This window comes from Agarivorans sp. QJM3NY_25 (assembly GCF_050870875.2).
GTDB lineage: Bacteria > Pseudomonadota > Gammaproteobacteria > Enterobacterales > Celerinatantimonadaceae > Agarivorans.
The window spans coordinates 1,271,334-1,294,434 of the sequence record NZ_CP194041.2; the positions used below are offsets into that span (position 1 = coordinate 1,271,334).

At 43.0% G+C, this 23,101-nt stretch carries 23 protein-coding genes and 1 tRNA gene; 13 read left to right on the forward strand and 11 right to left on the reverse strand.

Annotation, left to right across the window (positions count from 1 at the left end; all coding sequences use genetic code 11):
- Positions 1-71: 71 nt before the first annotated feature.
- Entirely contained in the window at positions 72-1,505 is a 1,434-nt protein-coding gene (locus tag ACRRSW_RS05870) for a peptidoglycan DD-metalloendopeptidase family protein (RefSeq protein ID WP_432454127.1), read from the reverse strand.
- An 81-nt stretch (positions 1,506-1,586) separates the two neighbouring features.
- A complete protein-coding gene (locus tag ACRRSW_RS05875) occupies positions 1,587-2,036 on the reverse strand; it encodes a Fur family transcriptional regulator (RefSeq protein ID WP_432454126.1) in 450 nt (149 codons plus the stop codon).
- A 361-nt stretch (positions 2,037-2,397) separates the two neighbouring features.
- On the opposite strand from ACRRSW_RS05875, the gene ACRRSW_RS05880 reads away from it, so the two are divergent.
- The 4 genes from ACRRSW_RS05880 to ACRRSW_RS05895 all read left to right on the forward strand — a co-directional run bounded on the left by ACRRSW_RS05880 (position 2,398) and on the right by ACRRSW_RS05895 (position 6,016).
- A complete protein-coding gene (locus ACRRSW_RS05880; protein ID WP_432458864.1) occupies positions 2,398-4,278 on the forward strand; it encodes a sensor domain-containing diguanylate cyclase in 1,881 nt (626 codons plus the stop codon).
- 167 nt (positions 4,279-4,445) lie between these two features.
- On the forward strand, positions 4,446-4,982 hold the full coding sequence (locus tag ACRRSW_RS05885) for a GrpB family protein (protein ID WP_432458865.1): 537 nt from the start codon (positions 4,446-4,448) through the stop codon (positions 4,980-4,982).
- 93 nt (positions 4,983-5,075) lie between these two features.
- The gene (locus ACRRSW_RS05890) at positions 5,076-5,684 is read left to right on the forward strand and encodes a MarC family protein (RefSeq protein WP_432454123.1); all 609 of its coding nucleotides are present in this window, start codon (positions 5,076-5,078) and stop codon (positions 5,682-5,684) included.
- Between the two features lie 256 nt (positions 5,685-5,940).
- A tRNA-Phe gene (locus tag ACRRSW_RS05895) sits at positions 5,941-6,016 on the forward strand.
- Between the two features lie 62 nt (positions 6,017-6,078).
- Here the strand turns inward: ACRRSW_RS05895 and ACRRSW_RS05900 are convergent.
- A complete protein-coding gene (locus ACRRSW_RS05900) occupies positions 6,079-6,642 on the reverse strand; it encodes a helix-turn-helix domain-containing protein (RefSeq protein WP_432454122.1) in 564 nt (187 codons plus the stop codon).
- 152 nt (positions 6,643-6,794) lie between these two features.
- Between ACRRSW_RS05900 and ACRRSW_RS05905 the strand changes: the two genes are divergently transcribed.
- From ACRRSW_RS05905 to bfr (ACRRSW_RS05920), 4 genes are all read left to right on the forward strand, one after another.
- Positions 6,795-7,982 carry a benzoate/H(+) symporter BenE family transporter gene (locus ACRRSW_RS05905; protein WP_432458866.1) on the forward strand — a complete coding sequence of 396 codons (1,188 nt, stop codon included), beginning with the start codon at positions 6,795-6,797 and terminating at the stop codon, positions 7,980-7,982.
- 134 nt (positions 7,983-8,116) lie between these two features.
- A complete protein-coding gene (gene mtgA, locus ACRRSW_RS05910; RefSeq protein ID WP_432458867.1) occupies positions 8,117-8,809 on the forward strand; it encodes a monofunctional biosynthetic peptidoglycan transglycosylase in 693 nt (230 codons plus the stop codon).
- 227 nt (positions 8,810-9,036) lie between these two features.
- Complete coding sequence (gene bfr, locus ACRRSW_RS05915) at positions 9,037-9,516, forward strand: bacterioferritin (RefSeq protein WP_432454119.1); 480 nt, start codon at positions 9,037-9,039, stop codon at positions 9,514-9,516.
- A complete protein-coding gene (bfr, locus tag ACRRSW_RS05920) occupies positions 9,516-9,983 on the forward strand; it encodes a bacterioferritin (protein WP_432454118.1) in 468 nt (155 codons plus the stop codon). The genes bfr (ACRRSW_RS05915) and bfr (ACRRSW_RS05920) overlap by 1 nt, the downstream gene beginning before the upstream one ends.
- Positions 9,984-10,075: 92 nt before the next feature.
- Here bfr (ACRRSW_RS05920) and ACRRSW_RS05925 read toward each other — a convergent pair whose 3' ends face one another.
- Together ACRRSW_RS05925 and ACRRSW_RS05930 are read right to left on the reverse strand one after the other, a co-directional pair.
- The gene (locus ACRRSW_RS05925; RefSeq protein ID WP_432458868.1) at positions 10,076-10,741 is read right to left on the reverse strand and encodes an HAD family hydrolase; all 666 of its coding nucleotides are present in this window, start codon (positions 10,739-10,741) and stop codon (positions 10,076-10,078) included.
- 111 nt (positions 10,742-10,852) lie between these two features.
- Positions 10,853-12,220, reverse strand: coding sequence for a pullulanase-associated domain-containing protein (locus tag ACRRSW_RS05930; RefSeq protein ID WP_432458869.1), 1,368 nt, complete (start codon positions 12,218-12,220; stop codon positions 10,853-10,855).
- Between the two features lie 220 nt (positions 12,221-12,440).
- Between ACRRSW_RS05930 and ACRRSW_RS05935 the strand changes: the two genes are divergently transcribed.
- On the forward strand, positions 12,441-13,484 hold the full coding sequence (locus ACRRSW_RS05935) for an NADP(H)-dependent aldo-keto reductase (RefSeq protein ID WP_432458870.1): 1,044 nt from the start codon (positions 12,441-12,443) through the stop codon (positions 13,482-13,484).
- 12 nt (positions 13,485-13,496) lie between these two features.
- Positions 13,497-14,126, forward strand: coding sequence for a uracil-DNA glycosylase family protein (locus ACRRSW_RS05940; protein ID WP_432458871.1), 630 nt, complete (start codon positions 13,497-13,499; stop codon positions 14,124-14,126).
- Position 14,127: 1 nt separating this feature from the next.
- Here the strand turns inward: ACRRSW_RS05940 and ACRRSW_RS05945 are convergent, their stop codons facing one another.
- Positions 14,128-14,427, reverse strand: coding sequence for a 4a-hydroxytetrahydrobiopterin dehydratase (locus ACRRSW_RS05945; protein WP_432458872.1), 300 nt, complete (start codon positions 14,425-14,427; stop codon positions 14,128-14,130).
- Between the two features lie 1,024 nt (positions 14,428-15,451).
- On the opposite strand from ACRRSW_RS05945, the gene ACRRSW_RS05950 reads away from it, so the two are divergent.
- Positions 15,452-17,650, forward strand: a complete 2,199-nt coding sequence (locus ACRRSW_RS05950) for a malate synthase G (protein ID WP_432458873.1) — start codon at positions 15,452-15,454, stop codon at positions 17,648-17,650.
- A 245-nt stretch (positions 17,651-17,895) separates the two neighbouring features.
- On the opposite strand, the gene ACRRSW_RS05955 is transcribed toward ACRRSW_RS05950, so the two are convergent.
- On the reverse strand, positions 17,896-18,366 hold the full coding sequence (locus ACRRSW_RS05955) for a WbuC family cupin fold metalloprotein (protein ID WP_432454111.1): 471 nt from the start codon (positions 18,364-18,366) through the stop codon (positions 17,896-17,898).
- A gap of 150 nt (positions 18,367-18,516) precedes the next feature.
- Here ACRRSW_RS05955 and ACRRSW_RS05960 point away from each other — a divergent pair, with 150 nt between their 5' ends.
- A complete protein-coding gene (locus ACRRSW_RS05960) occupies positions 18,517-18,930 on the forward strand; it encodes a GFA family protein (protein ID WP_432454110.1) in 414 nt (137 codons plus the stop codon).
- 160 nt (positions 18,931-19,090) lie between these two features.
- Positions 19,091-19,300: a hypothetical protein gene (locus tag ACRRSW_RS05965; RefSeq protein WP_432454109.1), complete on the forward strand. Its 210-nt coding sequence runs from the start codon at positions 19,091-19,093 to the stop codon at positions 19,298-19,300.
- A 10-nt stretch (positions 19,301-19,310) separates the two neighbouring features.
- Here ACRRSW_RS05965 and ACRRSW_RS05970 read toward each other — a convergent pair whose 3' ends face one another.
- The 4 genes from ACRRSW_RS05970 to ACRRSW_RS05985 form a co-directional block, all read right to left on the reverse strand.
- Positions 19,311-19,589 (reverse strand): late competence development ComFB family protein, encoded by a 279-nt coding sequence (locus tag ACRRSW_RS05970; protein ID WP_432454108.1) that lies wholly within the window; start codon positions 19,587-19,589, stop codon positions 19,311-19,313.
- 78 nt (positions 19,590-19,667) lie between these two features.
- Entirely contained in the window at positions 19,668-21,146 is a 1,479-nt protein-coding gene (gene glgA, locus ACRRSW_RS05975; RefSeq protein ID WP_432458874.1) for a glycogen synthase GlgA, read from the reverse strand.
- A gap of 93 nt (positions 21,147-21,239) precedes the next feature.
- Positions 21,240-22,460, reverse strand: coding sequence for a glucose-1-phosphate adenylyltransferase (glgC, locus tag ACRRSW_RS05980; RefSeq protein ID WP_432454106.1), 1,221 nt, complete (start codon positions 22,458-22,460; stop codon positions 21,240-21,242).
- A 132-nt stretch (positions 22,461-22,592) separates the two neighbouring features.
- The gene (locus ACRRSW_RS05985) at positions 22,593-23,099 is read right to left on the reverse strand and encodes a class I SAM-dependent methyltransferase (RefSeq protein ID WP_432458875.1); all 507 of its coding nucleotides are present in this window, start codon (positions 23,097-23,099) and stop codon (positions 22,593-22,595) included.
- Positions 23,100-23,101 lie beyond the last annotated feature (2 nt).

Genomic DNA, 23,101 nt, shown 5'->3' on the forward strand with positions numbered 1-23,101 from the left:
GCTGACTCGATGTTCTTCGCCGATAAAAAAACGGACTATCTCGTCCGTTTTTTTATCGGGTATATCGTGCATTACCCTGCTTGGATCAGTTGGTTCATTTGATTGACTAACTGTTTAAAGGCTGGACGCTCTTGTTTGTCGATGGATGAAGCCAATGGAATTTTTGCGGTCATTGGATTGACTGCTCGACCGTTTATATGGAATTCATAGTGTAGGTGAGGACCCGTTGTGCGTCCGGTATTTCCGGACTCGGCAATCACTTGACCTCGGGTCACCCGTTGGCCTTTTTTCACCTTAAATTTGTTGAGGTGCAAATAGCGTGAACGATACTTACCGCCGTGTTGGATGACGATGTATTTTCCCGCATAGGGGTGATTTTCGACTCGCATCACCACGCCATCCCCAGCGGCCAGCACAGGGGTGCCAATGGCCACCGAAAAGTCGGTCCCATTATGAGGCGAAATTCTGCCGGTTACTGGATGTTTGCGGCGTGGATTAAATGGCGAACTAACGCGTTGATTATGTTTGAGTGGCACCCGCATAAAAGCCCGAGCAAGGCTTTCGCCTGCTTGGTCGTAATAGTTACCATTGTTAAATAAATAAGCACTATATTGTTTTCCACGATTAAAGATCCGTACCGCACTAATTTCACTTTGGCCAGTGAGAGCATCATCGATAAACTGGCGATTTCTTACCACTTGAAACACATCCCCGGCTCTAAAGTCTCTTTCAAAGCGGATCTTATCTTGAAACATCTGTGCAACTTGCTCGATTTCGCTAGGCGTTAGTCCTACTTTGCGAGCTGATAAATAAAAGCTACCTTGAATCGTGCCTGTAATTGCCTGTTTTTGCCATTGACCATCAATACTAATCGTTTGGTACTCAAAGTTAGTCGCATCGACTCGGGTAAATATAATTTGTTGTGCTGGGTTAAAGGCTAAACGCAAGGACTGTAGCTGTTGGGTGTCATGGTCGATGGTAAAGGTGAGTTTATGCCCTGGGCTTAAGGTATCCAATGCCAGTACCGAAACATCAGCTTCAAGCACTTGGTACATAGTCGTTTGATCTATTTTGAAACGGTTAAAGATCTTGCCTAAGGTATCACCTTCTTTAATGGTATAGCTGTAACTCTGAATGCCGCCAACTTCGGCTGATTTAGTCTGTTGCTGGGGTGCTTTACCTTCCGAGAGTGAGCTCGTTTGGGTATCGGTTGTTGTATCTGTTGGCTTAAATTGTTCGGCGCTGGGTTCTGAACGGGCATCTTGTTTTAGTAAACTAATCGCATCACGCGAGTTGTGAGATAAGGTAAATACAGGACCCTGATGCTCACTGCTAAACTCATTTTCTGGCAACTCAATGAGTTGGCGAGATTGGCTGGTGAGTGGTTGAGTATTTGGCCAAATGCTGGCGATGGTTATCACCGCGCCACAAGCAAGGATAAGCTGCCAGTGTTTACTGGGCAGTCTGCTTGGTCGACGAAAAATGGGGGCTTTGTTGTTAAACATGAAATCTATTACCTGTTACATGCTGTTTTGATACAGCTGTTGTTATTATTCGAGTCAAGTGAGTGGATGTGAGCAAAGCAATCATAAGGTTGCCTTTTGTTGGCAGTGAAGACATAAACCATGAAATTCGTAGCTTTGTGGATGCAAGTGAAAGCCTTGCTGGTCGGCAAAGTGCTGGAGTTCACTTCTTAGAGAGCTCGATAAACTCGGTTGAGCTACTTGCTGGCAATTACTACAAATTAATAATGGTTTGGGACTAAATGGTGCGAGTTGTTGGCTCACCAGATAGCGGCTGCTTGACTCGATATGCTGGATAAAGTGATGTTGAAGCAAAAACTCGAGTGCTCGATAAACCGTGGGCGGTTTAGCTTTGGGTTGTAGCTGTTGTAGCTCAGCCAAAATATCGTAGGCACTGAGTGGATTTTTACTGCGATGTAATATCGCCAATACGACAGAACGGTTGGGGGTGAAGTTAAGCTTAAGCTGTTTACAGTAGTCACTGACATGTTGTAAATAATTTGCTGTAGACATCACTGAACCATTCAAGGGAAAGTATCAGTTGTACCCAAGTCGGGGCTAACTGTAAAAATTGAACGTTACATTATAACAATGAGGCTTTTTTGGCAAGCCATCAGGCGCTTTCAAAAGCAGTCGCCTGATTTTTTATTCGATATGTTATTTATTTGGGTGCGGGTTGTTAGTCTATTGAGTGTTTTGGCTAAAATGAATTGAACTTAAGTTCATGAGCTTCTTTCCGGTAAGCTTGATGGGTTCAAGTTTACGGCTAAAAGCTAAATTGATAAATACCACAAATAAATCACCTATAAATGTTAGCTGAGTGTTTTTAAGGTATACAATTAGTATCTGGTAAGGGAATTTAAGGCGCTCGTCGATGCTCTTGAAAAAAACCAGCTTAAAATTTGGTCTCATGCGACTGATGAGCCGGAAAATTTATCTATTTTTTACGTTTTGCTTTTTATTTTTCGGTATTTTGGTTGCGTTATTTACGTCCTTAGTTAATTACCGTATGCAAGTGGTCAATATTGATAATGCACTTGCGCTTGGCTTTAAAAATGAGAAAGCTTCTAAAACTCATGTGTTAGAAGAGTTCTTAGCAGGGTTTGATGCGAGTTTGTCATCGATTGCTTCCAATCCTATCACCCAAAGATATATGGTTGAGCAAAGTGTGGTAAATATGACTGCACTTGAAGAATTTCTCCTGGGGATTATCGCTTCCAAACCAATATTCATGCAGCTCCGCTTGCTTGATCATAATGGGGTGGAAGTCGTTCGCCTCAATCAAGATGACCTTGGCAAGATCTCTTTCACTCCTCATTCTCAATTACAAAACAAATCACAGCGATACTATTTTCAAGAAGTCAGCAAGCTTAGCCAGAATCAACACTGGTATTCTAGAGTGGACTTAAACATGGAAAATGAGCAAGTTGAATTACCCTATCGTCCAACGATACGAGCAGCGACACCGCTCTATCAAGAAGGGGAGTTTTTTGGAATGCTTATTATCAATGTTGATTTTTCTGAGGTATTACAAACCTTGACAAATTCTAGTGAGTTTACAATTTTTGTTGTAGACAAAGAGGGGGAAATTCTCTATCACCCAAATGCAGCGCTTGCTTGGAGTGCCTATATTCCAGGGCGAAAGTCATTTGATGAACTTTATTCAACATTTAATAACGGCATATATGAAATGAATATTGAAGCCATTATTAATAATAATGAAGGCTTAAAACTCGTTATGCTTCCTCAACAATCCTTACTCGATGCGATGCATAGTAACAATCGATATACGGCTTTAGTCATCGCAGGGATTGTGTTGCTTATTTCTTTTCCGCTGTCTTGGCTGGTGGCTCTATTTCCTGCTCGTTTACAAAAACGCTTGTCTCAAACATTGGAAGCCTTGTTGCGTTCTGATCAGCTGTTGGATAAGCATGTGATTACCAGCCACACCGATGTGGAAGGCATCATTACAAAGGTGAGTGAACGGATGTGTTGTATCTCTGAGTACAGTAAGGAGGAATTGCTTGGGAAGACTCACAGTATGTTGAAGCATCCCGCGGTGAGTTCTCAAGTACATACAGAGTTATGGGGAACGATAACCAAAGGTGAGGAGTGGCATGGCGAGCTTCGTGATTGTAAAAAAACTGGTGAAGAATATTGGCTGAATAGTAAGATTATGCCTGAGTACGATGAGGACCAGAAATTAATTGGTTATGCCCAAGTCGCCCAAGATATTACGTCTGAAAAAGTACTGGAGCGTTTATCGGTCACTGACCCACTGACTCAGCTTTTTAATCGACACAAATTGAATCAAGTGTTAGTTAAGGAGCTGGAGCGTTTTTATCGATACGACGAAGTATTTTCGGTGGTAATCATTGACCTCGACCATTTTAAGTCGATCAATGATACCTGGGGACATCAGGCAGGAGATGAAACTTTGGTGAAAGTGTCACAAACGCTGAAAATGGTGACTAGAAAGGTTGATTATGTTGGTCGATGGGGGGGAGAAGAATTTTTAGTCATTAGCCCTTCGACCAAGCTTGATGGTGCTAAAATATTGGCTGAGAAGTTAAGAGTTGCTATTGAGGAACTTGATTTTTCTCATCAATACAAAGTGACTGCAAGCATGGGGGTTGCGGCATCACAAGAAAGCCAATCTGCAGAACAATTGGTGGCGAGCGCAGATAAGGCGCTTTATCAAGCAAAATCCTCTGGGCGAAATCGAGTGATAGTTGCTTCTATAGAAAATAGTTAGCGCTAAACCTGTCACCCGATAACTATTGTTGTCGCGAGGCTTGATGGCTCAATTTAGTTCTTAGACTGTATCTGTAAAGTATTGGCGAATACACTTCTGTTGTGGCTTCTGTGCACTCTTGTTTTGAATCAGGAACTTGTGCATAGTGGTGCATTTGACTTCCCAATATGTTTGATAAGTTCACCGCGATGAATATTTTAAAGTATGAAAAAATTAAAGCTGAATTTAAGCCTTGGACAGAAACTTACTTATTGATTGCCGAGTCACTGATTAGTTTGATACGCACTGAGCAGTTAGACGTAATACATATTGGTTCTACATCAGCGAAGGTCGGTGGAAAAGGAATCATCGATCTTTCCGTTCTTTATCCGGTTGGCAAATTAAGCATTGCTGTTGAACACCTGAAATTACTCGGTTTTCAAGACCAGGTCAGTGCTAAGCCATTTCCAGTTGAGCGTCCTCGGAAGGATGGGGCCGTAGTCTATAAAGGCCACAAATACTTTGTTCATGTACATGTAATTGAAGATGGCTCAGAGGAGCATCACAAGCAGCTAAAATACAAACAATATATGCTTGCTAATCCATTAGCGCGATATGAGTATGAACAGTCAAAACAGGCGATTATTGCTACCGGAATCTCTGAACAAGAGGCTTATGGTAAATTGAAATCACCGTTTGTGAAGTCGGTTTTACAGCATTTATAAGTTTTTACCAATCGATGGACTGGCCCACGATTCAAATTCCCTGATTTAGCAACTGTTCACCACCCAAGAGCCATCTGCTTAGGAGAAAGGATTATGCAAGAGTTTATCGCGACGTTTATTTTCTTTTTTGCTGTAATCGACCCGATCGGGACCGTACCGGTTTTTATTTCGGTGACCAGCCCTTATGCAGAACAAGATAAACGAAAAATCGCTATAAGGGCCATTTTTATCTCTGCACTGATTTTGCTGTTTTTTGTGGTTGCGGGGGAAATCATTCTCACGGCGATTGAAATTCCTCTACCTGCGTTTCAAGTTGCTGGTGGGATTGTGCTTTTCTTATTCGCGCTTTCAATGATATTTGGAGAGAGTAAACCAGAAGAAGAACTTAAACTGGTTAATAAAATTACTGAAACTGCAGTTTTTCCTCTCGCGGTCCCTTCAATCGCAAGCCCTGGAGCAATGCTCGCTGCTGTATTGTTAACCGAAAACAGCCGCTATAATTTCTTTGAACAAGTTCAAACAGCGACCAGTATGTTGTGTGTATTACTGGTCGCTTTGTTATTGATGCTTGCGGCAAGCCCGATCCATCGTTTGATTGGAAATAGTGGCGCGAGCATTGTTAGTCGTGTAATGGGCCTCATATTAGCATCTGTTGCGGTCACCAATATTTTGTCTGGAATTAAGCTCTATTTCTCATTATAAATAACTCGAGGGTTAAGTGAGTCGGGGCCGTTAGCAAGCGACTATTGCGAGAGTAAAGCACTACGTGTAAATCTTTGGCAGTATGATTTGGTCATTAGATATCAGCTTCCTTGGTAGAACTGACGCAAACCTGTTTCATCTCGCTGGGGAAAATTGCTGATTTTTTGCTAGCTTTGTTCGCTTTGTAGGCACTCAGCACCAATTTGAGAAAAAGCGGTTGACTTGTTTATGCTAAAAACGTTTAATAGCCGCCGTTGCCCGGATAGCTCAGTCGGTAGAGCAGAGGATTGAAAATCCTCGTGTCGGTGGTTCGATTCCGCCTCCGGGCACCACCTTTTAAAAAGCCTGCTTTTAGCAGGCTTTTTTCGTTTGAGAGCCTCGCTTTAAAGTAGTCTTAGCTCTGCGAGTAATGGATTAAATTGTGGAATACCGCTGGCTGTGGATTCAAATTGCGATAGCCGTGTTCTTTATCACCAGCAAAGCGCAGCGCTTGTCCCTCTGGTAGGGTTATCCATTGTCCCTCGACTAACACATCCATTTCCCCACGAATTACGATCAAATGCTCGCTGACGCCTGCTTCATGTGGCTCAGAAACTCGTTGATAACCGGGCAATAGTGTGAGTTCAAACATTTCAAAACCAAACCGTTGTTCAAAAGGAAATAAGGTCGCGACCAGCATATCGTCGGTTGCAGGTTGTTGGCGGAGTTGTTCTGCAATTCTTACGATAGTGCCCTGAGCTTCGTTTAAGTTGGGTTCTAAGAAGCTGGAGAGTGAGGTAGAAAATCCACTGGCGATTTTCCAGAGAGTCGCAACCGTAGGGCTAGACTCGCCCCGCTCAATCTGACCCAGCATCGCTTTACTGACGCCGGTTTTTTGAGCTGCCTGAGTTAAACTCCAATTTTTCTGTTGACGCTTGTGCTTGAGTACTTCCGCTAAATACTGATTGACGGCTTGCAAATTAGTCCCTTCATTAACGCAAATTTATTATTGTATGTTATAGCGCACAAATGTTAGGCTTGTCTATGTTGTACGTTATAACGCACAAATGTTAGGTTCGTCTATGTTGTATGTTATAACGCACAAAACTCATGTTTAGGGAGTGATATGAGATGAATGAAGTATTTAAGGTATCACGGATTTCTGCGGGATTTATCGCGGTGTTAGTTGGATATACCAGTTCGGCGGTGATTATTTTTCAAGCTGCTGCTGCGGTGGGGGCGAGTGAGCAGCAAATTAGTTCTTGGTTATGGGCTCTTGGCTTGGGGATGGGCTTAAGTAGCATTGGTTTATCTTTCTATTATAAGCAACCGATCCTTACTGCTTGGTCTACTCCGGGAGCCGCCTTACTGGTGACTAGTTTGTCTGGTTTGTCGATGCAACAAGCCGTTGGTGCATTCTTGTTTAGCTCTTTGTTGATTAGCCTATGTGGTATCAGTGGCTTGATTGATAAACTCATCCGTTGGATCCCTCAGTCTTTAGCTGCGGCCATGTTAGCCGGTGTCTTACTACCTTTTTGTTTACGATTATTCAGCGCTTTGCAAAGCCAAAACTTGTTGGTCGCAAGTATGCTTGTTTGTTATCTCATCGGTCGTCACTTGGTGGCTCGTTATGTGATGTTATTGACCTTAACAGCGGGTTGCCTGAGCGCTTATAGCCTAGGCTTACTTGAACTGGGTTCGGTGAGTTTTCAATTGGCAAGTCCACAATGGGTGACGCCCGAATTTTCAATGCAGGCACTTGTTGGTGTGGGGCTTCCTTTATTTATTGTCACTATGGCGTCGCAAAATATGCCGGGGATCGCAGCGCTGCATGGCAATGGTTATCGGCCTCCAGTTTCACCGTTGATTAGCTGGACGGGTTTCACTGGGTTATTGTTGGCACCTTTTGGCGGATTTGCCTTTAATCTAGCGGCGATTACGGCAGCTATTTGTATGGGAAAGGAAGCTGATGTTGATCCGAGTAAACGTTATTGGGCTTCTATATGGGCGGGTTGTTTTTATATTTTGATTGGTTTGATGGGCGCGACTGTGGTAAGTCTATTTTCGGCCTTTCCTCAAGCCTTAGTCGCTGCGATTGCTGGGCTCGCCTTATTAAGTACGGTGGCAAATAGTTTGCTTGCCGCGCTAGTGGATGTGCGTGGTCGAGAGGCCGCGATGATGACTTTTTTAGTCACTACTTCGGGGATTAATTTGTTGGGGATTGGCAGTGCGTTTTGGGGTTTAAGCCTTGGTTTATTGGTTCATTATTTAGCCGAGTACTGGTCTAAAAGACAGCAAAGACCTAAACACAGCCACTAAATAAGGTGAAGGCATATGAGGGCTTTGCATCGATTCACTGCAGGGAGTGATATCATTGTCTAATGAATGAGTCCTTCATTTTGCGAGTAAATTTATCTAAAGTGGTTGTTTTAAGCTGATCGCTAAGGAATGTGATGCTAGGTCGCATTGGTGCAAAGCTCTTGGGCTTATTGTTGGTTCTAACAATGATGCTGGAGCTGATGGTTCTCGGTTTACGCTGGATTGATCCGCCGATATGGGCATGGCGGATCCATCGTAGTATTTATCCCCCCGTGAGTTACCCACAGAAAGTTGCTCATCAGTGGTCACCGATCAATCGTATCTCTCCTTATATGAGCTTAGCGGTGGTCGCAGCGGAAGATCAGCGTTTCCCGTTGCATTGGGGTTTAGACTTTGCCGCGATCTGGCAAGCTTATCAAGATAATCATCGGGGGCAGAGTCTACGTGGGGCGAGCACAATTACCCAGCAAACGGCTAAGAATTTATATTTATGGCCGACTCAGAGTTATTGGCGCAAGGCTATAGAAGCGGGACTGAGTCTGTTACTGGAGGCCAATTTAAGTAAGACCAGGATCCTGGAGATTTATTTGAATATTGTTGAATTCGGCCCAGGGATCTATGGTGTCGAAGCCGCGAGTCAACAGTACTTTAAACGCTCTGCAGCCGATTTAACCGTGGAACAGTCGGCTAGCTTAGCGGCGCTTTTACCCAGCCCTTATCGTTATCACCTATGGCCAAGAACCGCTTATATAAACCAGCGAGTGAAGTGGATTAGTCAACAAATGCGGCAACTTGGCAGCCATTATCTACAGTTATCTTCAAATTGATGTCATTCCAGACTTTGGGTGCTAGGCCTTTGCGTTTTACCTCCAGTGCATGAAACGTTTTGGCCGTTTCACGGCGAACAAATATTGAACTATACGAATGCAATTACAAACAGTAATCATTCTTATTAATCGACTGTAAGTTAATGAAATGTAAAAAATAATGTGCGAATTCTTGGTTCAAGGTATATACTCAATGGCTAATGAATATCTAAGTATGGAAGGCCTTTATGAAGTCAGATCCTAAGATAATTGCCTTGTTAAACAAGGTGCTAGTTTCGGAGCTAACCTCGATTAATCAGTATTTTTTGCATGCTCGAATGTACCGGAACTGGGGCTTCGAGTTGCTCAATCAGCGCAATTATAAGAAGTCTATTAAAGACATGAAGCAGGCGGATAAGTTGATGGAACGAATTTTGTTTCTCGAAGGCTTACCGCATGCACATATGTTGGGTAGTTTACGCATTGGCGAAGCCGTTGAAGAAATGCTGCAATGCGATATAGATTTTCAGCTGGAGCAGTTGCCGATCCTTAAAGATGCGATTAGCCAATGTGAGCTGGCGAAAGACTACGTAAGCCGTGATTTATTGGAAGAGATTTTGAATTTCGAAGAAGATCATATTGATTGGATCGAAACGCAACAATATCAAATTGAAAAGATGGGCCTCGAGAATTATTTGGCGGCGCAAATTAGCGAAGGAGACGACTAATGAAGGGTGATAGTGACGTAATTGATGCTCTAAATCGTTTATTAATGAATGAGCTGACTGCGATGGACCAATATTTTATTCATTCTAGGATGTATGAAGATTGGGGAATTAATAAACTGTTCGAACGCATTGACCACGAATATGATGATGAAAAAGGACATGCTTCTTTATTGATTCAACGTATTTTGTTTCTAGAGGGGACGCCTGATTTAAGTCAACGCGAACCATTACGAGTAGGGAAAGATGTCCCAAGCATGCTAGAAAACGACCTTAAAGTGGAATATGAAGTCGATGCGATGCTCAAAGAAACCATGGCCTTATGTGAGCTTAAAAAAGACTATGTGACGCGTAATATGCTACAAGCCCTGATCGATGATACCGAAATGGATCATGCTTATTGGTTGGAACAACAATTGGGTCTTATTAAGAAAATTGGCCTTGAAAATTATATTCAGAGTCAACTTTAAAAGCCCGCATCAGAACAAAAACGAAAGCCTAGCTTTCGTTTTTAACTTAAACTCAGAATCTCGAAAGCACGAAAATTTATCCTTCATTCGTTTTATTGATGGCTGATTTGCCAGTTGATTTCCGGCCAGCCTTTACTTTTGGCTACGGCCTGAAGCTTAGGACAAGGATTGACTACATAAGGCTTATCTACGTACTCTAATAAGGCTTGATCATTGATTGAGTCGGAGTAGAAGTGTAGCGTTCGATATTTTTCGGTTCGGGTTTGTAGCCACTGTTGTAAACGTGTTATTTTCCCTTCTCGGAAGCTGGCGACTCCTTTTATGCTTGGAGTATAACACTGGTTGACTTGTTCAAGATCGACACCGAGATGATATTTGATGTGTAGTTGTTGTGCTATTTCTTTCACGATAAAGCTTAATGTGGCAGAGATGAGTAATATCGTTTGTTGGCGATGGCTTAAGTCACTAATCAGTCGTTTGGCTTCGGGGTAAATAATTTGTGGAATGTACTGTTTCACGAATATTTTGACTAATGTTTCGACATCTTGGTGATGGAGTCTCTGGATAGGCTTTAGACTAAAGGCAATATACTGTTCAAGTTTTAATTCCCCTTTGGCATATAGCTGCATCATCGCGATATCTTTGCTTAAGAAGTCCTTGTCTGTGACGATTTCTGAATTGACTAAAAATTGATGCCATAACATGCCACTATCGCCTGCAATCAAAGTTTCATCTAGATCGAATATATGCAGTTCCATTCCACTCTCATGATGTAAGGGTTGAGAGCTAATCATAGAGCCTGTGCTTCGCTTGTTCCAAGTCTTTCTACTATTGGGTGAAGAAAAGGCCAGCAAGCTGGCCTAAATGTTTTAAGCGCTATCTTTTCTTAAGTTGTGAGGTAAGCCGTCGGGCAGAGGGGCCCAAGTTTGTTGTTTCGCTTCGGCGTGCAGCACTTTGCGTAGTTTTTCGTTGGCTGCTGCTGCGTAGATTTTTTCGGTTTTAATTTCGTCTTCTTTAAGCTTTAAGCGTTCTTCCATTTTTAATTGTTGCTCTTTGTAACGTTTGCTCATACTGAGGAAAATAAAGGTGATGGTAATGGTTAAGGTGGCAACGATGGCTGCAAATAACCACCAAGTGCTTTCATTGGCCTGATTTGGTATTGGGCTATCTGAATTTTGAATTAATTCTACAATATGAGAGCTGAGCTTCGCGTTTTGTTGTTGCAATTCATCTCGTTCGCTTTGTAACTGAGGGAGTTGTTGCTGTAAATTTTGCAGCAGTTGAGCATCACTATTATTTTGATTGAGATCGTTTTGTAATCCTAGTAATTGCTTATTTAACTCGCTTAATTGTTGTTCCAATTGTTGATTACGTTTAATTAGTTGCTGCTCTGCTGGGTTGTTTTCGCGAGTTTTCGTTTGTCGAAGTAAGCCTTGATTTGAAGCGGTTAATGTTCTGTTTTCATTGCTTATTTTGTCATTGAGTTGCAGTAATTTTTGATAATCTAGAAGTTTTTGATTGAGATTATTTTGCAAACGCTGATTGATATTTTGGCTGCTATTGAGAGCCGATTGTAATTTGCTAATGGTTTTGTTTTTCTTATTAATATTGTCTTTTAATATCGTTAAAGAATGCTGAATATCGGATTTTTCTGAGGCATTTTCAGCGGTCGCTGTTGTGACGATGTTTTTGGCGACTGTGGTTTTGTTGGTCTTCACTTCCGCAGAATTAACCATCGCTTGGGGGACGGGAAGCATCAGCTGAGGGCTTGCGGCCACCGATTTTACTTTTCTACTGGGGCTAACAGTCGCGACATTATCATATTGCTCCGGTAGGGAACGATAAACTTTAGGATCGTTTTCGACCAACCATATGTTGAATCCCTGTTTGTTTTTAATCCACTTCCATTCTGTAATCCCCATATGATGGGATTTACCATTGGTGACAGTATAGGAGAACTGTTTGGCATCGCTTTTAACTGGGATCGTAAATACGACACCAAAATTGTCGAATTTATCCGGCATGAGTGGCTGGTTTGGCGAGGTTCCTTGGCGTAGTCGAAAATCGGTTTTGGCTGGTACAATTTTGCCATTAACCATTTCTTTACCAGCCCAGATATGCAGGCCCCATCCGTCGTAATTATTGCTGATACTCTTATAATGTATGGTTACATCAGCTGCGCTGGCTGCGGCACTTATACTCCACAATAGTGCAATGAGTAGGGATCCTTTCTTCACAATTACTCCATGAACTTGTTTTAAGTCGTACCGTTTTATAATAACTAAAAAATTAATATGGAAGTATCCGATAGATCACCAATATGATCTTAATATTTATAGAAAAATAGATTTAGCTCAACAAATGATTCACAACTATTGATTAATCAGTCATATTTTACTCTTCGCTGGGATTGGCGTTAACATGGTATTTTGAGGTGACGGGTTTGAGGATATAAATATGAGATATCGGCGTTTGGGTAGTTCTCATTTAGAGGTGAGTGAAATTTGTTTAGGAACGATGACTTGGGGCGAACAAAATACTCAGGCCGAAGCCTTTGCTCAGTTGGACTATGCGCTTGGTAAGGGCGTTAATTTTATCGATACCGCCGAGATGTATCCAGTACCTCCTCGAGAAAATAGCCAGGGAGATACCGAAACCATCATCGGAAACTATCTGAAATTGCGTGATAATCGTGATGAGGTGGTGTTAGCCTCGAAAGTGGCTGCGCCCTCTAAGTCTGATCGCGGGGGGTATATTCGCTCGGATATGTCCTTGAACTGGAATAGTATCCATCAGGCGGTTGAGGATTCGTTAAGTCGTTTGCAAACTGATTATTTGGATCTGTACCAAGTACATTGGCCGGATAGAGCAAGTAACTTCTTTGGTCAGCTTAATTACCAACATCAAGAAGGAATGCCACAAACGCCGATTATTGAAACGCTTGAGGCATTGGCCGATTTAGTCAAATCAGGAAAAGTTCGTTATATCGGCATCTCTAATGAAACACCTTGGGGGATGATGCGTTATTTGCAATTGGCCGAGAAACACAACTTACCAAAGATTATATCAATCCAAAATCCTTACAATTTATTAAATCGAAGCTATGAAGTGGGCTTGGCCGAGATCTCTCATCGGGAAAATGTCCCTTTATTGGCGTACTCGCCTTTGGCCTTTGGGGCCTTGTCAGGCAAGTATCTAAACAATCAATGGCCGGAAGGCGCTCGTTTAACCTTATATAAACGTTTTGCTCGTTATGGTTCCGAAGTTGCGCATAAGGCGATTCAAGCTTATGTTGATTTGGCGCAAGAGTTTGCACTTAGCCCTGTGCAGCTTGCGCTAGCCTTTGTGAATCAGCGGAGTTTTGTTGGCTCGAATATTATTGGGGCTACCTCACTGGAGCAACTTAAAGAGAACTTAATGAGTGTTGAACTGGTGATCTCCGAAGAACTTGAGGCGCGCTTGCAGTATTTAGGGGATGAATATCGGATCCCTTGTCCTTAGGTGCTCAGATCAATGACTGCTGATCATCAGACTCAATCTCTAACAAAATTGTTAAGTGATATTCGAGCATGCCGTTTGTGCCAAGCTCAATTGGTACCTCGGCCAGTGATCCAAGCGAGTGTAGATGCGCGATTGCTGATCATTGGTCAAGCACCGGGGAGCAAAGTCCATCAAACTGGGGTTCCTTGGGATGATGCGAGTGGCAAGCGATTGCGGCAGTGGCTGGGTATTAGTGAGCAAATATTTTATGATCCGCATTGCGTTGCAATTGTACCTTGTGCGTTTTGTTATCCCGGTAAAGGAACACAAGGCGACTTGCCACCGCCAGTGGTTTGTTATGAACAATGGCATACCGCCATCATGGCGAGCTTAACTAAAGTTGAAATGACCTTGTTGGTGGGGCGCTATGCCCAGGCTCGCTATTTAGTCAGATCAACCCAATCAAATTTAACCGAGAATGTGGCGAACTATTCTGAGCATAGCATGAAGGGTTATTGGCCTTTACCTCATCCTTCTCCGCGTAATCGGCATTGGTTGCGCAACAACCCATGGTTTGAACAGCGTTTGCTCCCAGAGCTTCAACAAGCGGTTCGCAGGATATTTAGCGATGATGGAATATCATCCTCAAACAACCTCACTTGACTCAATAATACTGGGTGAATAGTTGTTCAATGAGTTTGGCTAACTTGAAATCACGATCACTGACCCCTTTACATTCGTGGGTTGTGAGGCGAATATTGACTCGGTTGTAGGTATTGCTCCAGTTGGGATGATGCTGTTGTTGTTCTGCGTAATTGGCCACTCGGCTCATAAACTCAAATGCTTCAATAAAATTTTTAAATTGATAGTCTTTGCTAATAAAACCTTCTTTATATTGCCAATTGGGCAGGTTTTTTAATCCCACTATGATTGCTGGTTTACTTAAGGGTTTGACGGTATTCATTTTGCTTCTCACAAACAGCAGAACCTAATTTAGCTTAGCTTAGCTCAGCTGAGCCGAGGCGGTAAGTCAGCTTGACCAATCCTGGCAATAAACAGCTCGATAGTTGTAGGCTTCCCGTATATACCCAATGTTCGCTCCCTACAAAGAGCCATCCGCAGTGAGTGAGCCATCGGTTTTGACAGGCAGCTGCATCATGCTAGTTTTGTGGTGTCTTGCCTGTTGTATCGAAAGTAAGCGTTGAGCGCCAATAATTATCGGTTGAGATGGTATTGGGTGATTTCCTCGTGAAGTGTCTATTTGGATGCTTGCTCCAATCTCTTTCAATTAAGCGAAGTGAGCACAAAATTACTGACATAATGATGGTTAGCAGCTTGGGCTTGGTGAACCATACTTCAATCCAGCTTTGGTAAACCAAGCCAAGTCGCAGAAAGCTGAAGCGTATTGGTAAATAATTAAGATGGTAGAGTATTGGGTATTCACGAGCAAATTCAGGTGCAGTTGTCATTGCCAAATGGCCATGCCACATTGACTCATAAAGTTTGCCACATTCGTGAGCTGGCAAAGCGCAGTCCGCTGCTACAATTCGTTTACTACAATGATGTGCCATAAGTATCCCTCACATGACTAAGAGATGCTTACCCAGCGGTGTGGCTGAGCAGATAAGGTTACGCTGGGCTTTGAGTTAAACCGGGTCGCGGTGATGGAATGTCGAGTCGTTACTTATTGCACTAAAGATGTTTTTACTTAATAAAATCATATTATTAGTATTTGTTGTTTAGTATTGTAAACAGCTCATAGCGAGTTGATTTAAACGAGTGTTTGAAAAAGATTGGTGAAACGCTGTATTATGGTGCATACGACATTTGGCTGATTGTTATGTTGTTTCTTTTTATGGGATGATACTTATTCGAATATGTAAATTTGCTATGAGATAGAAGCAAGGTTGAACAAGGTCACAATAACTAAACGCGAAGCATGAGCTAACGCGAAATAAATTATAACTATAAATTTAAGGGAGCATTTGATGGATACGCAAATCAACAAGGAATCGAACTACCTTCCGCTCGAACATTTCAAAGTATCGAATTTACTTTACCAATTTATCAATCAGCAAGTATTGCCCGGGACGGGAGTCGAACAAGCAGATTTTTGGCCTAAACTCGAACAATATTTACAGCAGTTCATTCCTCGTAATCGGCAGTTACTGAGCAAGCGTGAGCATTTACAATCCCAGATTGATCAGTGGCATCAGCAACATCCCGCGCCCATTGATGCCGAGTCTTATCAGCAGTTCCTTAAAGATATCGGTTATTTGGTTGAAGTCCCTCAAGCGGTGAGCTTGGATACCAACAAAGTGGATCCCGAGTTGGCGGTATTAGCTGGCCCGCAGTTAGTGGTTCCGGTGATGAATGCACGTTACGCCTTGAATGCGGCGAATGCTCGCTGGGGCAGTTTATACGACGCTTTATATGGGACCGATGTGATTTCACAAGAGGGAACATTAGCGCCGACTCAGCAATATAATCCAGAACGGGGGGCGGCGGTTATTGCCTATGGTCGCGCCTTGCTCGATAAGTTTTGCCCCTTAACGCACGGTAGTCATGCCAACGCTTGTAAATACAGCGTGTTAGCGGGTGGATTGTTGGTAAGATTAAGTGATGGTTCAAATACCACCTTAGCTGAAGCCGCTCAATTGGCTGGCTATCAAGGCGAGGCCGAAGCCCCTAGTGCGATCTTGCTTAAACACCACGGTTTGCATCTTGAAATTCAGTTTGATGGCGAGCATTTGATTGGTTCTAGCGATAATGCGTCAATCAAAGATATTGTATTAGAAGCGGCTTTAACCACTATTATGGACTGTGAAGACTCGATTGCTGCGGTTGACGCAGAAGATAAAGTTGCGGTGTACCGTAATTGGTTAGGTTTAATGCAAGGTAGCTTGAGTGAGCAACTGGTTAAAAACGGGGAAACGATTACTCGCTCATTGAATGCAAATCGTCATTACCTTAATCCGCAGGGACATGGTTTTAGCCTGAGTGGTCGCTCCCTGATGTTTGTGCGTAATGTTGGGCACTTAATGAATAGTGACCTGATACTCGATAGCGAAGGCAATCAAGTGCCTGAAGGTTTGCTAGATGCGGTATTTACCAGCTTAATTGCCAAGCACGACTTACTCGGCAATAGCCCTTATCGAAATTCCAGAGAAGGGTCGATTTATATCGTCAAACCGAAGATGCATGGCCCTGAAGAAGTTGCCTTTAGCAATCAGTTATTTGCCGCTGTAGAAGAATTACTCGGCCTCGCAGAGAATACTATTAAACTTGGTATTATGGATGAAGAACGCCGTACCAGTGTGAATTTAAAGGCTTGTATTGCTGAAGCGAAGCAACGAGTTGTGTTTATTAATACAGGCTTCTTGGACCGAACTGGTGATGAGATCCACACCAGTATGTGCGCAGGTGTGATGGTGCCAAAAGGGGAGATTAAAGAAAGCCAGTGGATCAAGGATTACGAGCTGAGCAATGTTGAAACTGGTTTAAGTTGTGGCTTAAAAGGTAAGGCGCAAATCGGTAAGGGAATGTGGGCGATGCCAGAAATGATGGCCGATATGATGCAGGCAAAAGTCGCTCACCCTAAAAGTGGTGCGAGTACCGCATGGGTTCCTTCTCCAACCGCCGCAACTTTACATGCGATCCATTATCATCAAGTGGAAGTGTTTGGGATCCAACAGCAATTGCTCGAGCAATTGAGTGAGCATTGTGAGCCGCGTTTGGCTGGGTTATTAACGCCGCCTTTGGCGGTGAATAGCGATTGGACTGAACAGCAGCTAGTGGATGAACTGGATAATAATATTCAGGGTATTTTAGGTTATGTGGTGCGCTGGGTTGAGCAAGGTGTAGGTTGTTCTAAGGTCCCCGACATTAATGGCGTGGGTTTAATGGAAGACCGGGCTACCTTGCGTATATCCAGCCAGCATGTGGCGAACTGGTTGAAACATGGCGTTGTAAGTGAAAATTTGGTGATGCAACGCTTTGAAGCTATTGCTGCTTTAGTCGATCAGCAAAATAGTGATGATCCTGCGTATCTTCCCATGATCGGTCGCTTGACCAGCAGTTGTGCCTATTTGGCTGCGCTTGATCTAGTCTTTAAAGGCTGCGAGCAACCCAGTGGCTATACTGAGCCCTTATTACATGCTTGGCGAGTTAAGTTTAAAGCGAGCTAATGTCATGTGAAAACGCCCTCATTGAGGGCGTTTTTTGGTTTTGCTGCTTGCATTGTTTTTCTAGGTACAATCAGAGAGTAAAAGTTTAAACCGATGACAATACGATAGTTATTTTCTGGATTTATCTGATTTCCCGCGCTCTCATAACTGGCATTTATCATTCATCCTATGCCTGTATATCAACCATAATTCAGCACCAAGTGTTTAATTTTAATGCCGATAATTAGGTAATATAAAGCTGATATTTATTCGACTTGAGCGGTACGCATCCAATCTCGATAGTGACTGGCTTTGGGATCACTTTCTGCGGGAGACCAAGGGGCGAAATCTTCATCGGGAGTTGGTTGATAGGCTCCTTCTTTGATTTCCAGTCCAATAGTCCCTGTTTGCATGCAAGCATAGCCGTGCCAGGTGAGTGGTGGAATTTCAATAGCGCGATTGGTTGCAGGAGATAAGCTATGGCGTTCGGTCAATTTGCCTTGCTCATTAAAGATGAGTAAATCGAGTTGGCCTTGTAAAACCAAGAATAGTTCCCACTTATGGGCTTCACTATGCCGATGAGGACGCATATAGGTATTGGGTTCAGTTGCGATAAATAAGCGTTGTACCATGGCATCATGAGACGGGTGCAAGTTATGATGACTGCGTTGGCGTGGTGCTGCTTTAGCTTGTTCGCTAAAGTTGGCAAAATCTTGCCCATTAACTATTTTTAACATCTAAAATTTACCCTTATGCCGTCGTACGCAAGGCTTGTGAAAAAGTAATAGTTTACTGACTAATGGTTACACATTCTATGAGTGAGTCCAACTGAGCAGATGCTTGCTATGTGTTTTGGTTAATATCAATGATAAATGAAGGAGTAAGTGATGAGTCCGTATCTCGGTCAATGTTTGTGTGGTGGTATCCGTTATCAAGTGGATCAAATTGAGCCCCAAATGGGGCATTGCCATTGTGGTATGTGTCGTAAGTTTCACGGCGCAGCTTACGCCACTTATGGTGAAGCAAAACAAGAACATTTTCATTGGCTCAGCGGCCAAGATCTATTGCGCCAATTTAAAGCGGATAATGGGACCACCCGGCAGTTTTGTGGGCGTTGCGGCTCGAGCCTTACGTTTGCTCCGGCTAACGATAACGGCAAATTAGTCGAGTTTAGTCTCGGTACGCTTGATAGTGATATTGATGAAGCACCAGATGCACATATTTATACGGCTTATAAAGCGAACTGGAGTCAGATTAGTGATGACTTGCCACAATACCCAGAGGGAAGAGAAGATAACTGATCGTTTCTGGGGCTGATTAAAAGCAAAGCTAGATAAACTCAGTGATTCAACCAGTGTGATGGCTCAAGTCTCAAGCAATAAAGTACGGCTATCAAAAAAGCGTTTGCATCGAACTCTGCTTATCTCTAAGGTTGGGGGGTATCGCAAAGAGAAGTAAAGAATGTCTGGATTTAAAGAGCTTAACAAACGTAGTGCAAATTCTTATCAGCAGCAGCGTCAGCTGATCAAACAAGTGTTAGCTGGCAAGGCAAAAACTTGTGAGCAGTGTCGGCAGCCTTTATATCTAGTTTTACCGAGCCAATCGCAGACCCAAGCCTCTGGTATTTATTGTGCTAAGGACTGCACTCATATTGAACTGGAGATCTGTTGAGTTTCTACCGTTAGTCGCGAGAACCTTGGCGGCGGTCTTGCTTCAAGTATATTAAGCCTTCTTCAATCGCTAACTTGGTTTTCTCTATTAACTGAGCCCGTTCCTCATCGCTTATCGCGCTAAGCACATCCACATTATGGCGGATATAGCGAGGGGGAAGACGGTTTAATACCAAGCAACATAAATCCTGCAAACGCTCTGGATCACAACGATTCTCGACATCTAAAGCGATCAATTGTTCGCCTAAGAGAAACTCAGTGAAATTATGAACTTCCTCTGATATACGCATAAAAATTCCCTTAAATTAAGTCCTTATGTTCAGGTTAGATAATAATAGTCAGGGTCGCCACTCCCTGACGATATATTATTATTGATGTTGAACTGGCTCCACATTTAGGGCTTCATTATACAAGGCTTCATATTGCCAAACTGATTGCTGCCAATGGAACAGCGATTCCATTGCTCGGTGACGCATGGCTTTGAATGCTTCATAATCTTCTAAATAAAGCAGTAAAGCTCGGCGCAAGGTATTGAGCAAATCAGCGGGTTCGGGATCATAAAAGATATGCCCTGTGGCTTTCAAGGGATCTTCATCAAAGTCGGTCACGGTATCTTTTAAACCACCAACCCCACGAACGATGGGGAGGGTGCCATAGGCTAAGCTATACATTTGGTTGAGACCGCATGGCTCAAACAGAGATGGCATGAGGAAAAAATCCGCGCCAGCTTCAACTAAGTGGGCGAGCTCGTTGCTAAAAGCATGAATAAAGCGCAATTTATTTGGCCATTGCTGCTCTAAAGTCTGTAGCTTGGCAACGATCCCACTATCCCCAGTTCCGACAATAATCACCTGCACGTTGTGGCGTAAAAATTGTTCTAAGGCTGGAAGTAGTAAATAAAAGCCTTTTTGCTCGGTTAAGCGACATACCATGCCAAAGATCGGCGCATTGGTTTGTGGCAAGTCGGCATTTAGTTGCAGGGCTTGCCGACATACGGCTTTACCACTGAGATCACTTTGAGAGTAGTTGCTTGGAATCAGTTGATCGGTTTTTGGATCCCAATCTGAATAATCGCAGCCATTGAGAATACCAACCAAATCGGCACGACGTTGTTCAAAGTAGTCACATAATCCATGAGATCCTAAACGGGTCAGTAATTCCTGTGCGTAATTTGCGCTAACGGCATTGATTTTGTCGGCAAAGCGGATCCCCGCTTTGAGTAAATTAATACAATTATAACCATCTAAAATTTGATCTACTAAGCCATCGGCTAAGCCTTCTAATAGATGGAACTGGTGTTTTTCAAAGATACCTTGAAAAGCCGCATTGTGAATGGTTAACACCGATTTACTATTGCAGAAAAAAGGGTGATGGGCGTATTTTTGCTTCAGAAGGTAGGGGACTAAAGCGGTATGCCAATCGTTGCAATGAAAAATATCGGGTTTAAAGTCTAGGGCTTTGGCAACTTGAAAAACGGCTCGAGAGAAAAAAGAAAAACGCTCGCCGTTATCGTCGTAAGCAAATTCACCTTCACTATAAAGTTGATCTCGATCGAAGTAGGCTGGTTGTTTAATGAGATAAACAGGCACATCTTCTAACATTAAACGATATACCGAATATTCTATATCGTCTATATGATTGGCGGTATGTAGTCGCAAGTCGAGCAGTTTTTCAGCCTCATCATGTCGTTTCAAAGTTTTATAAAAAGGCATGATGATTCTTACGTCTTGTCCATGCTCTTTGAAGGCAAGTGGTAAGGCTTTAGCTACATCGGCAAGACCACCAGTTTTGGCTAGGCTTTCTACTTCAGAGGCTAAGAATAGTATCCTGACAGGATGGGCTGTCACAGGTCGCTCCTTTACTAGTGAGGCACCAAATGGTTCCTCATAAGTGACGATTCTAGAGTAAATGCTTGGTTGTTTTCAAGGCAAATCGATGGATTAAAATCCAACCTTGGCACTTTTCGGAACAACAACAATACCTTCTGGTGATACAGTGAAACGTTTGCGGTCTTCCTCTAAGTTTTCTCCGATGACTGTTCCGGGGGCAATTTCTGCATTTTTGTCGATAATTGCGCGACGAATATGACAACCTTCACCAATCCGACAGTTGGCAATTAACACCGATTCACTGATCACTGAGCCGGGGCGAACATGGCTTCTAAAGCCGAGTACGCTACGATTGACTTCGGAGCCTAAGACAAAACTTCCTGCTGACACTAGGGATTGGCTAATACTTACTTTTTTATCACCGACATCTTTAAAGGTGGCAGGCGGAAGCGGCGGGTAATAAGTGTGTAACGGGAACTGGGGATTATATAACGAGAAGGGGGGCTCTTCTTCAAGCAAATCCATATGGGCAGCCCAGTATGCGTCGAGAGTTCCTACATCACGCCAATAGCCGCTGGTGGTTTCGCCAGGGATATCATTTTGAGTAAAGTCATAAGCAAAAACTTTACCCAGAGGATACAGTTTTGGAATAATGTCGTTGCCGAAATCATGGCTAGAATTGGGATCGACTGCGTCTTCATAGAGGGCTTCAAGCAGTACTTTTCTTTCAAACACATAGTTTCCCATCGATGCCAGTACATGATCGGGGTCACCGGGGATGGTCTTAGGATTCTGTTTGGGTTTTTCTTCGAAGCCGATCATCCGACCTTCTTCGTCAACTTCAATAATACCGAACTGATCTGCTTGTGCTTTCGGAACTTTAATTGCCGCGACGCTTAAAGCCGCTTCTTTGCGACGATGTTCATCGACCATTTGTCGAACGTCCATCTTATAGATATGGTCACTGCCAAAAATACAGACGTGTTCCGGTTCGTTGATTTCGATAAATCGGGCATTTTGGTAAATCGCATCTGCGGTACCGTCATACCAACGTTTACCAACTCTCATTTGTGCAGGTACGGCATCGATGAAGCGATCGGTAATTCCAGATAAGTGCCAAGCTTGGCGTAAGTGAATGTTGAGTGATTGTGATTTGAACTGGGTGAGAACGTAGATTTTTAGAAAGTCAGAGTTTACAAAATTGTTTAAAGCGAAGTCTATGAGTCGGTAACTTCCTCCAAAAGGTACCGCTGGTTTGGTTCGACTTTCGGTAAGTGGGTAGAGGCGAGTGCCTTCGCCGCCAGCGAGGATCATCGTAAGTATTCCAGCCATTAGACCTTGTCCCTTAATTTATATGTATTTTGAAATCGTTTTCATTGTGCCTAGGTTTAGTTTGCAGATATTTACTTTAAAGTAAATAGCAGACTCTGCGTTTTAATTAATCCGTGAGCAATTAATATTTTTTTAGTGACAACATCGTAAAATTTTGAATTTTTTGTTGTCAAATACGCTTTCATAGGAGGTGAAATGCTGCTTAATTAAGGTTTCGTATTTTAGAAAACTATTGGCCACAATCCATAGCTCACCCTGTGTATTTAAGTGTTGCTTGGCTTGCGCTAGAAACCTTTCGGTGGTTTCATACTGGGTATCGATGCCTGCATGAAAAGGCGGATTACTCACTATAAAATCAAAGCATTGTTTCACTTCCATTAAACCATCAGAAGCAATTACCGTTCCATTTAAGTTATTTATCATTAAGGTCGCTTGGCTACTGGCGATAGCGTATGCACTTACATCGAGCAGGCTGATATCGATTTCATACAATAGTGCTTGGCTTGCACCAATAATGCCCGCGCCACAACCGAAATCGAGCACCTTACCGTGAAGTGGCGGCAAATGCTCGAGCAAAAGTTGACTGCCATCATCGAGTTTACCGTGATTAAATACGCCAGGTAGTGAACTGACTTTCAATC

What these genes read in the sequence shown, in the direction of transcription:
- ACRRSW_RS05870 (WP_432454127.1), bottom strand. Translation starts at nt 1,505, where the DNA reads ATGTTTAACAACAAAGCCCCCATTTTTCGTCGACCAAGCAGACTGCCC.
- ACRRSW_RS05950 (WP_432458873.1), top strand. Translation starts at nt 15,452, where the DNA reads ATGGATACGCAAATCAACAAGGAATCGAACTACCTTCCGCTCGAACAT.
- bfr (WP_432454119.1), top strand. Translation starts at nt 9,037, where the DNA reads ATGAAGTCAGATCCTAAGATAATTGCCTTGTTAAACAAGGTGCTAGTT.
- ACRRSW_RS05875 (WP_432454126.1), bottom strand. Translation starts at nt 2,036, where the DNA reads ATGTCTACAGCAAATTATTTACAACATGTCAGTGACTACTGTAAACAG.
- ACRRSW_RS05955 (WP_432454111.1), bottom strand. Translation starts at nt 18,366, where the DNA reads ATGTTAAAAATAGTTAATGGGCAAGATTTTGCCAACTTTAGCGAACAA.
- ACRRSW_RS05925 (WP_432458868.1), bottom strand. Translation starts at nt 10,741, where the DNA reads ATGGAACTGCATATATTCGATCTAGATGAAACTTTGATTGCAGGCGAT.
- ACRRSW_RS05890 (WP_432454123.1), top strand. Translation starts at nt 5,076, where the DNA reads ATGCAAGAGTTTATCGCGACGTTTATTTTCTTTTTTGCTGTAATCGAC.
- ACRRSW_RS05970 (WP_432454108.1), bottom strand. Translation starts at nt 19,589, where the DNA reads ATGCGTATATCAGAGGAAGTTCATAATTTCACTGAGTTTCTCTTAGGC.
- ACRRSW_RS05885 (WP_432458865.1), top strand. Translation starts at nt 4,446, where the DNA reads ATGTTTGATAAGTTCACCGCGATGAATATTTTAAAGTATGAAAAAATT.
- ACRRSW_RS05905 (WP_432458866.1), top strand. Translation starts at nt 6,795, where the DNA reads ATGAATGAAGTATTTAAGGTATCACGGATTTCTGCGGGATTTATCGCG.
- ACRRSW_RS05945 (WP_432458872.1), bottom strand. Translation starts at nt 14,427, where the DNA reads ATGAATACCGTCAAACCCTTAAGTAAACCAGCAATCATAGTGGGATTA.
- ACRRSW_RS05940 (WP_432458871.1), top strand. Translation starts at nt 13,497, where the DNA reads ATGACTGCTGATCATCAGACTCAATCTCTAACAAAATTGTTAAGTGAT.
- bfr (WP_432454118.1), top strand. Translation starts at nt 9,516, where the DNA reads ATGAAGGGTGATAGTGACGTAATTGATGCTCTAAATCGTTTATTAATG.
- mtgA (WP_432458867.1), top strand. Translation starts at nt 8,117, where the DNA reads ATGCTAGGTCGCATTGGTGCAAAGCTCTTGGGCTTATTGTTGGTTCTA.
- ACRRSW_RS05935 (WP_432458870.1), top strand. Translation starts at nt 12,441, where the DNA reads ATGAGATATCGGCGTTTGGGTAGTTCTCATTTAGAGGTGAGTGAAATT.
- ACRRSW_RS05960 (WP_432454110.1), top strand. Translation starts at nt 18,517, where the DNA reads ATGAGTCCGTATCTCGGTCAATGTTTGTGTGGTGGTATCCGTTATCAA.
- ACRRSW_RS05965 (WP_432454109.1), top strand. Translation starts at nt 19,091, where the DNA reads ATGTCTGGATTTAAAGAGCTTAACAAACGTAGTGCAAATTCTTATCAG.
- glgC (WP_432454106.1), bottom strand. Translation starts at nt 22,460, where the DNA reads ATGGCTGGAATACTTACGATGATCCTCGCTGGCGGCGAAGGCACTCGC.
- ACRRSW_RS05880 (WP_432458864.1), top strand. Translation starts at nt 2,398, where the DNA reads ATGCTCTTGAAAAAAACCAGCTTAAAATTTGGTCTCATGCGACTGATG.